The following is a 10,371-nucleotide window of genomic DNA, read 5'->3' as shown; positions in this document are numbered from 1 at the left end:
GCCGCGGGCGGCACGCCGCGCCGGCGCCCCCCTTCGTCCGGCGCGGCGCGGCGCGCTGGGTCACCGCCGCCGGCGCCGTCCTCGCCCTGACGTCCGGTCGCGCGGCCCTCGCCGCGACCCCGGAGCCCGCCAGCCCCGCCACCGCCGCCACCGCGACCGCCGCGGGCGCGCCAGGGACGGTCACGGCCGGCACCTCAGGGCTACCCGTGCCCGTCGTCCCCCTCACCCCTACCGCCGCGGCCGCCCCCGAGCCTCCGGCCACCCCCGAACCCGCGACCGCCCAGGCGGAGCCCCGCGGCCTCACCGACTCGTGGGGCCGACCGGTGCCCGTCATCCCCCTGACTCCGACCCCCGCCCAACCCGAGCCCCTCCCCCGCGCCGACGTCCTGGGGCAGGCCAACGTCCTGGGGCAAGCCGACGTCCTGGGGCAAGCAGTGCCCGTCGTCCCGCTGACGCCGACCGCGACCGCCGGACCAGAGCCCCTCTCCCTGGCCGGGGCGCTGGGCCAGCCCGTGCCCGTCACCCCGCTGAGCCCGGCCGCCAGCACCACCGCCGGCTCCGGACCGGTCTTCGCCCTCGCCGACACCGTGGGCCAGTCCGCCCCCGCCGCCCCGGCCACCGCCGACCCGTGGTCCTCCCTGTCCTCCATCGACGTGCAGGGCCTGCCCGTGCCGCTGGTCACCCTGACGCCGCGTGCCGCCACCCCGGCCCAGCCCGCGCCCAGCCCGGCCACCGCCGCCACGGGCCAGCCCACACCCGCCGTCACCCCGGCACCAGGCGCCATCCCGGCCCCGAGCCCCACCCCCGGCCCCTCCCCCACCGGCACGCCGAGCCAGCCCGCGCCCGTGATCACCCCGAGCCCCGTCACCGGGGTCACGCCCGGGTCCTCCCCCCTCACCGACGCCAGCGGCCGGCCCGTGCCGATCATCCCGCTGACCCCCCTCACCGGCGGCCCGGCCGGGCCCGCCACCGGCCTTCCCCCGACCGGCGCCACCGGCGGATCCGCTCCCCTGGAGCCGTTGGCCGACAGCTACACGGTGCTGCCGGGCGAGAGCCTGTGGGGGATCACCGTCGAGGCGTACCCGGCGGCGGCCGACGCGCAGTTGCCCGCCGTCGTCGACGCCGTGTTCGCGGCCAACCAGGACGCGACCGACCCCGCCGGGCACCGGCTCACCAGCCGCGACGTGATCAACCCCGGGATGCGCCTGAGCCTGCCCGTCGTCGACCCGGCCCAGGCCGGCGCGCTCCAGGCCACGGCCGGGCCCCCGGCTCCCGCGCCGGCGGCCGGGCGGGTCGTCCCCCAGCCCCGGGCACTCCCCGATGTCTCGCCTCCGGTCAACGCCCCGCCCCCCGCCCGGGGGGGGGGGGGCCCCCCGGCCCCGGGGGGGGCCCGGCCCCCCCCCCCGCCCCCCCGGCCACCGGCCGCGGCGCCGACACCCGGTCCGCTCACGACACCCGGCGCCCCGGCGACGCCCGGCGCCCCGGCCGGCAGCCAGGCCGTCGTCCCGCCGACGCCAGGACCGGCCAACCCGCCGCCCGCCGCGGGCCCGGCGCCGGCGCCGGCGCCCACCGCCTCCCCCGCCCCGACGGCCACCGGCCAGCCAGCGGACGTCACCGCCATGCCCGTCAGCTACCAGGGCAGCGGCATGGGCCGGCCCGCCGGCGGCTACGACGTCCCTCGGTGGCAGACCGAGACCTGGGTCACCGCTGGCGCGCTGCTCGGCGCCGTGGGCGCCGCGTCCGTGGCCTCGCGGCGCCGCCGGCGCCACGACGGCTCGGCCTTCGACGCCGGCCGGGCGGCGGGCCAGGGCCCGGCTTCCTGGGATGGCTGGGTCGACGACACTCGCGGTTCGGAGGACGAGCCCTGGTACGGGGACGCGCCAGCCTCGTCGGGATACGCCGAGCCCGGCTGGGTGGCGCGGGTCAGCCTGCTCAGCCCTCCGGGCGCGGTCAACCGCGCCGGCGAGTACTTCGACGCTCCGAGCGCGGGCGAGCGCACCCTGGAGGTGCTCGCCTGGCTCGCCACGCACCGCGGCTATCCGCGCGCGGACCTGGAGGCGGCGGTCTGGGGCATCGGCGACCACGCGGACGCCGTCACCGACCAGCTCGTCCTTGCCCGCCGCGTGCTCGTCGCGCTCGCCGGCGACCACCCCGACGGCTGGATCACCAGCGACGGGCCGCTGCTGCACCTTGATTCCCGGGTCGTCACCGACTTCGACCTGCTCCACCGGCGCCTGGCCCACGCGCTGGCCCACCGGGACGAGCCCGAGACCGTGATCCCCGTGCTCGCCGAAGGGCTCAGCCTGGTCGGCACCGGCCGCGGCATACACCCGTGGTCACGCGCCGAGCTGGATCCGGCCATCACCTCGACCGCGATCAGCGCGGCGACGCTGCTCGCGGAGTGCCACCTCGACTGCGCCGACCCCGCCGGGGCCCTGGCCGCCACCGCCCGCGGCCTGGCGCTCGACCCGGCCCATCCCGGCCTCGTCGCCCTCCGGATGCACGCGCACGCCTACACCGGCGACGCGGCCGGGCTCGCGGGCGAGTACCGGTCCTACCGAGCCGCCGAGCAGTCCAGCCCGCACTGGAGCGGCCAGCCGAACCGAGCCCTCGAACAGCTCTACTACGAGTTGGCCGGCGATCTGCCGGCCACGCTGGGGACGTGACGCCAGGCCGAGGACGCCTGCACCGCCGGTCCCGGCCGGACCGCCGCCCTGGCCGGTGGCCTGGTAGGACCAGGGACCATGACTACGTCCGATCTCGGGGTCCTTTACGTCGTTGCCTGTGGAGGGCAGCCGGCGCTGGGCCTCGAGCCGTTCGTGTGCCAAGCCCTCGCCGCCGGCTGGGACGTCTGCGTGATCGCGACCCCGTCGGGGACGAGGTTCGTCGACGTCGCGCGCCTGGCCGAGCTGACCGGTCATCCGGTGCGTTCCGAGTACAAACGACCCGGGGAGCCCGACGTGCTGCCTCCGGCGGACGCGTTCGTCGTCGCTCCGGCCACGTTCAACACGGTGAACAAGCTGGCCGCCGGAATCTCCGACACCCTCGCGCTCGGCCTGCTGTGCGAGGCGATCGGCGCCGGGAAACCCATCCTGCTGGCGCCCTCGGCCGGCGGCCCGCTCGCCCACCATCCCGCTCTGGCCGCCAGCCTGGCGACGCTTCGCGGGTGGGGGATCCACGTGCTGCCCGACCCGACCGCCGAGGGGCTCCCCTTTCCCTGGGACCAGCTCTCGAGCGAGCTCTCCCGGCTCGCCGCCCAAAGGCGAGCCGGCGCGCGGCCATCGCGCTGAGGACCGGGAGGCCGGCAAGCGGGTTTGACTTCGAGCGCGCTCGAAGCTCTAGCGTCAGGACATGGTCAACGGCCGAACTGCCCATGGGCTGCTTGCCTCGGACGTGGCGCCCGGCGGCCCCGTCGTCGGGGGCACCGACGTCATCGGGCGCACTGACGAGGCCGATGGCGCCGACTGCGCCGGCACGACCGACCCGCGGGCATCCGTGGGCGCGATGGGCGCCCGCGGGCTGAGCATCGCGCAGGCCGCGACGGCGACCGGCGTCAGCGCGCACACGCTGCGCTACTACGAACGGGCCGGGCTGATGCTCGACCGGGTCGCCCGGGCGTCCACGAGCCATCGGCGCTATTCGGACCTCGACCTGCGTTGGATCGGGACGCTCACCGCCCTTCGCAAGACGGGCATGTCGATCCGGCAGATAGCCGAATACGCGGCGCTGGTACGGGCAGGCGACGGTAATGAGGCTCGACGCCTCGACCTGCTCGCGGGCCATCGTCAGCGGGTCACGGACCGGCTCGCCGAGGTGCACCGCCACCTCGAGGCCATCGATGCCAAGATCACGATGTACGAGTCGAAGACCCGGCAACCAGCGCCGGGGCAGCCGGCCTAGTCGGCTCGGAGAGGACTTCAGCTGATGTCAGCACAGACGCTGCGCCAGGTCCCGCTCGGCAGCCAGGGACTCGTCGTCTCGGCCCAGGGCCTCGGCTGCATGGGGATGTCCGAGTTCTACGGTCCCCGCGACGACGACGAGTCGCTGGCCACGATTCACCGGGCGCTCGACCTGGGCGTCACCTTCCTGGACACGTCGGACCGGTACGGCCCGTTCACCAACGAACGGCTCGTGGGACGGGCGATCGCCGGACGGCGCGCCGAGGTCGTCGTCGCGACGAAGTTCGGCATCGTCCACGACCCGGACGACCCGATGGCCCGCCCGGTCAACGGCCAGCCCGAGTACGTGCGCTCCGCCTGCGACGCCTCGCTCGCGCGGCTCGGGATCGACCACATCGACCTCTACTACCAGCACCGCGTCGACCCGAACGTGCCGATCGAGGAGACCGTCGGGGCGATGGCCGAGCTGGTCGCCGCCGGCAAGGTCCGCTACCTGGGCCTGTCCGAGGCCGCGCCCGCGACCATCCGCCGGGCGCACGCCGTCCACCCGATCACCGCGCTGCAGACGGAGTACTCGATCTGGACCCGCGACCCGGCGGAGTCGGAGATCCTGCCGACGACGCGCGAGCTGGGCATCGGCTTCGTCGCGTACAGCCCGCTCGGGCGCGGCTTTCTCACCGGCACGTTCCGGGCGGCGTCCGACCTCGCGCCGGACGACTTCCGGACGCATCTGCCTCGGCTGCGGGGCGACAACCTGGAGGCGAACCTGGCCGTCGTCGCCGTGGTGGAGCGGGTCGCCGCCGCGCACGGCGTGACGCCCGCGCAGGTCGCGCTCGCCTGGGTGCTGGCCCAGGGCGAGGACATCGTGCCGATCCCGGGCACCAAGCGCCGCCGGTACCTGGAGGACAACGTCGCCGCCTCGGCCGTCACCCTCACCGACACCGAGCTGGCCGACCTCGCCGTAGCCGGCGCCACCGTCCAGGGCGACCGCTACCCGGACATGTCGACCGTCCACCGGTGACGCGCGCCGTCGGCTAGTCACGTCCGGGCGTGGTCGACCTCGATGACGACCAGGTCACGGTCGCCATCGTCCTTGCCCGCGCGGATGCGGGCCGCACGGCCAGCAGCCAGCCGGCCTTCCGGTCCCGCCACACACCGGTGGGCCAGGTACGCCCATCCACCGTCACGATCACCGGCACCCGCCCGAAGGCTCCCGCCGTGTCTGGCGCATGGTCATCTGGGACGGGCGCGAACACCCAGCCGCCGGTCCTCGGATACCGCGCCAGCTCCGACTCGAACGTCGCCGCGGGCCGACTGTCCCACCCGCCTCCGACATTTCCCGCCGTCCGCCCACTCCCTCGCGTGGGGCCCATCCAGCCGCGGTCCGCCCCGTAGCCGAGCGGCCCAGCGGCGCGTCAGCCGTGCTGAGGCGACGGATACACGACAGGTCGCCGAAGCATCATCCGGTGTTATATGTGACATCCGGTGTGGATGGAGCATACCGCCGGTATGACGTTGCCAGAGCTGACAGCGATAGGTGGCAGAACATGGTGAACCCGACCCCACCGCCCCCGGGCGGCTACGGAGAGCAGGGCGGGTACGGCCAGCCCGGCGGCTACGGACAGCAGGGTGGCTACGGTCAGCAAGGCGGCTACCCGCCGCCCGGCGGCCAGCAGGGCGGCTATGGCCAGCCCGCGGGCTGGCAGGGCGGTGCCCAGCCTGGCTATGGCCAGCCCGGATACCCACAGCCTGGGCAACCCGGTTACCCGTCCGGGCCGACCCCGCCTCGCCGGGGCCGCGGGAAGCTCATCGCGATCATCGCCGGCGCCGCGGCGGTACTGCTCATCGCCATCATCGCCATCGCCGTGGCCGCCTCCGGCGGTGACGACGACGACAAGCCGACCGCCCTGCCGACCCCGGGCGTCACCAGCCTCGGCTCGGCCGGCCCCGGCACCACCGCGCCGCAGAGCCCCGAGCCCACCGCCCCCGAGACCTCGACCGGCGAGCAGTACAACTCCGTCTTCCGGAAGAACTACCTGGACGCCTGTGAGTCGTCCAGCGGCGGGAAGACGCAGTACTGCGAGTGCACCCTTGAGTACCTCGAGGCCAACTACACCGAGGAGGAGTTCCTCGCCATGAACTCCGACGCGTCCTCCGAGGACACGCAGCGCATCGTCCGGGAGGCCGCGGAGGCCTGCCAGCAGTTCGTGTAAGCCCTTCCAGGCCGTTCCGCCGCTTGGTGGCGGCCTATCCGGCAAAGCCAAGGCCCTCGAGGACTTCCGCGTTCGGAAGCGCCTCGAGGGCCTTGCCCGTCAGGGAGATCTTGGAGCGGCGCAGGCCGCTGCCGATGATGACGCGGGGCGCGGTCACGACAGCGGCGTCGACCAACACCGGCCACTCCGCGGGCAGACCGATCGGCGTGATCCCGCCGAACTCCATGCCGGTCGCGCTGACGGCGTCCTCCCGCGCGGCGAAGGACGCCTTGCGCGCGTCGAGCCGACGGCGCACCACCCCGTTCACGTCGACTCGGGTCGTCGCGAGCACCACGCACGCGGCGTACCGAGTCTCCTGCCCGCGCCGCCCGGCGACGACGACGCAGTTCGCGGACTCGGCCAGCCCAATCCCATAGGCCGCGCAGAACTCCGCGGTGTCGGCCAGATCCGGGTCGATCGGCGCGACCTCAACCGGACCGGGAAGGTCGAGCGCCTCCAGCGCGGCGACGACCGGCCCGGCCAGCAGGTCGGGCCGGGACAGCGCGGGCGCGAGCACCAGATCCATGGGCATGTCCATATCTTCGCGCGCACCGTCGCCGTCGTTCTGAACTAGGCCCGGCCGGTGCCGCGCCCCGACCGTCGGGTTCTCGCCTGGCTCGGCGACGGAGTGGGACCATGCCAGATCGACCCGGAGGATGAGGCCGGTACCGGGAGGGCAGACCGACCAAACACCGCTAGAACCGCTGACGTCGCCGTCAAGGTGACAGGTGCGTCACGGCACGGACTGTCATCTTCCCTAGGCGTTGGACCAGATCACGGCGTCGGCCACGTCGCAGACGACCAGGCTCCCGTCGTCGCGCATCCAGAGGTACTCGCCGGCGCCCTGGGTGCTCGTGCTCCACAGCGCCCGTGTGCCGCTCTCGTCGTACAGGACGAGGTTCCCGTCCGGTTGCAGGACCAGATAGCCCGCGTCGCGCGTCCCGGACGACCACGTGGTGTTCGCCTCGCCGTGGTCGTCGCCCAGCCGGTAGACGACGAAGTTGCCGTCGCGCAGCAGCCAGGCGACGTTGCCGCCGTTCTCCGACACGAGGGACTGGCCGGGGTCCAGGCGCTCACCGGCGTGCAGCATGGACCGCGCCTCGCCCGAGCTCCACACCTGCCGTCCGCCGTCCTCCAGCACGGCACTCCCGGCATCGGTGACGCGCAGCCGCGCCCGCGGGCTGGCCGACACGCCGGCGTCCCAGAGCACCGCGCCGGCGGCGCTGCTGAGCACCAGCCGGCCCGCCTCGGTCACCTCCAGCCGGGAGCCGGGACTGCCACCGTCGGACCCGGCGTACCAGATGCCCATCCCCTGGGCGTTGCGCAGGACGAGCCGCCCGTCGCCGTCGATGCGCAGGGCGTACCGCGCGTCAGGCGAGACCAGCTCGTCGCCGGCGACCAGCGTGCGCGGTCCCTCGCCGCCGGCACCGGAGGGCACGGAGGAGATCTCCGGCTCGCCGGGCAGCGTGGCCGCCGGGGTCGGAGCCACCTGCGGCGACGAGAGGGTGGCCCCGCCGGCCAGGCCCGTCGAGCTCTCGGTGGAGGTGGCCGCCGGCGGGGCGCCCCCGGCGGTCGTGTCCGGCGCGGACCCGTCCCGCGGCAGCAGCGGGATCGTGACGGCGAGGAGGACCAGGAGCGAGAAGAGAGCGGCCGGGATCCACCAGTGCGGCACCGAGCGCCGTTTCCTGGCCGCCGCCTCGCCGGATGCCGCCTCGCCGGACGCCGGGGCGTCCGCGGCCGGGCCGGGATCGGCCGGCCGTGGCTCGGCCGGCGCCTGGCGCACGCCTGCCCAGGGCAGCGGCCCCGCGCCGCCCCCGCCCGGCGGCCGGTGGTCGGTGCCGGCCGGCGTGGCGGGCAGGCCGAGGGCCGCCTGGGTCTGGCGGATCGCGGCGGCGAACGCGGCCGCCGACGGCCAGCGCGCCTCCCGGTCGACCGCGAGCCCCCGGCTCAGCAGCCCGCGCAGCGGCTCGGCGAGGCCGACCGTCGCGTCGCCTGGCAGCCCGGCGGTGACCCGCTCGATGAACGCGCCCGTGCCCTCACCGGGCCGCTGCTCGAACGGCGGCAGCCCGGTGATCATCTCGAACAGGGTCGCGGCGAGGCTCCACACCTCCGACGCCGGGGAGAAGCGGCCGTGGTAGAGGACTTCCGGCGCGGCGTAGGCCTGCGTGAACCCCCGGACCGTCACCGACGAACGGCCCGCGCCGGCCCAGACGGCGACCCCGAAGTCGCCGAGCAGGGGCCGCCCGTCGCCGGTGAGCAGGATGTTGCCCGGCTTCACGTCGCAGTGCAGCACCGGCGGGTCCTGGGAGTGCGCGAAGGCGAGGGTGTCTGCGATGAGGACGGCGGCGCGCAGCGCCTCGGCGACCGGGAGCGGCCCGGAGCGCAGCACGCGCGAGAGCGGCCCGCCCTCGACGTACTGCATGCACAGCCATGGCCGGCCCGCCGGCGTCAGCCCGGCGCTGTAGACGGTGACGACGCCGGGATGCCCGCTCAGCCTGCTGACGGCCGCGCACTCGCGGCGGAACGTCTCCAGGACGGCGGGGTCGTCCGCGACCGGGCCGGAGAACAGCTTGACGGCGACCGGGCGGCCCAGCGTGTCGTCGCGCGCCCGGTACACCTGGCCCGCGGAACCGGCGCCCACCTGCGTGAACCCGCTGAACCCGGCTGGAAGGTCGACGTCCGGCACGGTGAAGTCCGCCAATGCGCCGCCCGCCCTCCGCCTCCCCGCACTGTTCCACCAAGCTCGCGCTGTCGCGCCGAGCTGGCGCCGTGCCCCTGGCGCCGGGTTGTCCGTGCGCGGTCTTCTGGTGCCGGCGGTTCCTGGCGCCGACGGTCCCGGGCGCTGGCGCGGCGTTCCCCGCTCGTCATGGGAGCCCGCCGCCGCGCCACCGTAAGACTACCGAGGTCCCGCGCGGCGAACCCGGGATATTCCGCGCCGTCGGGCTTCCGTCAACCAGACCGGCCAGGACGGGACGTATGCCTCGGGCCGGGCGTCATGATCCTCGGACGCGGTGGGCGCGCCGGGCCATGTGACCGCGCGCGGACCGTTCTCCGTGCGTGGCAGGGGCGCCGCGCGGCGTGTCCGTCAGCGGGTGGTCGTCAGTGGGTGGTCGTCAGCGGGTGGCCGCCGCCGCGCTCGCTCGTCGCCGGCGGTCCGCTGGAAGGATCACGGCCGGGCGTCGGGGCTGGTCTGCGCGCGGCCGCGGGCGGTGACGGCGGCGCGGCGCGCGGCGGTGTCGCGGCCGTCGCGCGTCCACGTCTCGGCGAGGACGCCCTCGAGCAGGTGGGCCTCGGTCAGGGTGGCGGTGTCGGCGAGCGCGCGGTAGTGCGCGAGCAGCCGGCGCACGCCGCGCTGGTCGTTGCTGACGATGTCGGCGGCGAGCTTGCGGGCGAACGGCAGCAGGTCGTCGTGCGGCACGACGTGGTTGACCAGGCCGAGCCGCAGCGCCTCGTCGGCCGAAAGGAAGTTGCCGGTCAGCGAGAGCTCGATCGCCCGGCGCAGGCCGATCGACTGGGCGAGCAGCACGGTGATCCCACCGCCCGGCATGATGCCGACGCGGGCGTGCGTGTCGGCGAACCGGGCCCGTTCGGACGCCACCAGGAAGGTGCACTGCAGGGCGATCTCGAGGCCACCGGTGACGGCGACGCCGTTGATCGCCCCGATGACCGGCTTCGGGATGACGGGAACGAACCGGAACAGCCCGTTGTCACCCCGCTCGGGCCCCTTGCCGGACGGCCGCGGGCCGGTGCTCGGCGGCGCCTCACCGGAGAGCTCCTTCAGGTCGACGCCCGCGCAGAACGCCTGGCCGGCACCCGTGATGATCACCGCGTCGACGTCCGGGTCGGCGCCGGCGGCGCCGACCGCGTCCCACAGCGCGTACGTGAGCGCCCGGCTCAGCGCGTTGCGCGCCTCGGGACGGTTGAGCGTCACGGTCGCGACGCGGTCCACGACCTCGTAGCGGACGACCGGCACGTTCTCAGCCAACGGTGACCTCCACGACACGGGCGCGGGGCGCCGCGACGATGGCGCTCACACCGACCTCGCGCGGGCAGGCCGGCGCCGGGCGCCGCTCGCGCGCCGCGTCCCGGCCGTCGCGGGCCGCGTCCCGGCCGCCGCGGGGCCGCGGCGCGCCGAGGGCGACCCGGTGCTGGTCGAGGCCACCCACCACGCCGGCCGACGGAACCGCGTTCTTCTTCATCAGAACGCCACCCTGGCACGA

Annotated in this window: 8 protein-coding genes and 2 pseudogenes; 5 read left to right on the top strand and 5 right to left on the bottom strand. The window is 75.4% G+C overall.

What is annotated here, in order from left to right; genetic code table 11:
* The 4 genes and pseudogenes from I6A81_RS25295 to I6A81_RS25285 form a co-directional block, all read left to right on the top strand.
* A pseudogene (locus I6A81_RS25295) lies at window positions 1-2,666 on the top strand (hypothetical protein); the annotation flags it as partial.
* Window positions 2,667-2,744: 78 nt separating this feature from the next.
* Window positions 2,745-3,290: a flavoprotein gene (locus I6A81_RS25290; RefSeq protein ID WP_203007650.1), complete on the top strand. Its 546-nt coding sequence runs from the start codon at window positions 2,745-2,747 to the stop codon at window positions 3,288-3,290.
* 61 nt (window positions 3,291-3,351) lie between these two features.
* Complete coding sequence (locus I6A81_RS43890) at window positions 3,352-3,900, top strand: MerR family transcriptional regulator (protein WP_238431039.1); 549 nt, start codon at window positions 3,352-3,354, stop codon at window positions 3,898-3,900.
* A gap of 24 nt (window positions 3,901-3,924) precedes the next feature.
* A complete protein-coding gene (locus tag I6A81_RS25285; RefSeq protein ID WP_203007651.1) occupies window positions 3,925-4,920 on the top strand; it encodes an aldo/keto reductase in 996 nt (331 codons plus the stop codon).
* Window positions 4,921-5,053: 133 nt separating this feature from the next.
* Here I6A81_RS25285 and I6A81_RS46325 read toward each other — a convergent pair.
* Window positions 5,054-5,272 (bottom strand): annotated as a pseudogene (locus I6A81_RS46325) (DUF1905 domain-containing protein); the annotation flags it as partial.
* Between the two features lie 174 nt (window positions 5,273-5,446).
* Here I6A81_RS46325 and I6A81_RS25275 point away from each other — a divergent pair.
* Window positions 5,447-6,112 carry a hypothetical protein gene (locus tag I6A81_RS25275; protein ID WP_203007653.1) on the top strand — a complete coding sequence of 222 codons (666 nt, stop codon included), beginning with the start codon at window positions 5,447-5,449 and terminating at the stop codon, window positions 6,110-6,112.
* A gap of 34 nt (window positions 6,113-6,146) precedes the next feature.
* On the opposite strand, the gene I6A81_RS25270 is transcribed toward I6A81_RS25275, so the two are convergent.
* From I6A81_RS25270 to I6A81_RS25255, 4 genes are all read right to left on the bottom strand, one after another.
* Complete coding sequence (locus tag I6A81_RS25270; protein WP_203007654.1) at window positions 6,147-6,683, bottom strand: YbaK/EbsC family protein; 537 nt, start codon at window positions 6,681-6,683, stop codon at window positions 6,147-6,149.
* Between the two features lie 225 nt (window positions 6,684-6,908).
* Window positions 6,909-8,852, bottom strand: a complete 1,944-nt coding sequence (locus I6A81_RS25265; protein ID WP_203010324.1) for a protein kinase domain-containing protein — start codon at window positions 8,850-8,852, stop codon at window positions 6,909-6,911.
* A 465-nt stretch (window positions 8,853-9,317) separates the two neighbouring features.
* The gene (locus tag I6A81_RS25260; RefSeq protein ID WP_203007455.1) at window positions 9,318-10,136 is read right to left on the bottom strand and encodes an enoyl-CoA hydratase; all 819 of its coding nucleotides are present in this window, start codon (window positions 10,134-10,136) and stop codon (window positions 9,318-9,320) included.
* Entirely contained in the window at window positions 10,129-10,350 is a 222-nt protein-coding gene (locus tag I6A81_RS25255; protein WP_203007454.1) for a hypothetical protein, read from the bottom strand. The genes I6A81_RS25260 and I6A81_RS25255 overlap by 8 nt, the downstream gene beginning before the upstream one ends.
* Between the last annotated feature and the right edge of the window lie 21 nt (window positions 10,351-10,371).

Origin of the sequence: Frankia nepalensis (genome assembly GCF_016786325.1) — a bacterium.
Lineage (GTDB): Bacteria > Actinomycetota > Actinomycetes > Frankiales > Frankiaceae > Pseudofrankia > Pseudofrankia nepalensis.
This window is presented reverse-complemented; position numbering and strand designations above follow the sequence as displayed.

What these genes read in the sequence shown, in the direction of transcription:
- I6A81_RS25290 (WP_203007650.1), top strand. Translation starts at nt 2,745, where the DNA reads ATGACTACGTCCGATCTCGGGGTCCTTTACGTCGTTGCCTGTGGAGGG.
- I6A81_RS43890 (WP_238431039.1), top strand. Translation starts at nt 3,352, where the DNA reads ATGGTCAACGGCCGAACTGCCCATGGGCTGCTTGCCTCGGACGTGGCG.
- I6A81_RS25285 (WP_203007651.1), top strand. Translation starts at nt 3,925, where the DNA reads ATGTCAGCACAGACGCTGCGCCAGGTCCCGCTCGGCAGCCAGGGACTC.
- I6A81_RS25275 (WP_203007653.1), top strand. Translation starts at nt 5,447, where the DNA reads ATGGTGAACCCGACCCCACCGCCCCCGGGCGGCTACGGAGAGCAGGGC.
- I6A81_RS25270 (WP_203007654.1), bottom strand. Translation starts at nt 6,683, where the DNA reads ATGCCCATGGATCTGGTGCTCGCGCCCGCGCTGTCCCGGCCCGACCTG.
- I6A81_RS25255 (WP_203007454.1), bottom strand. Translation starts at nt 10,350, where the DNA reads ATGAAGAAGAACGCGGTTCCGTCGGCCGGCGTGGTGGGTGGCCTCGAC.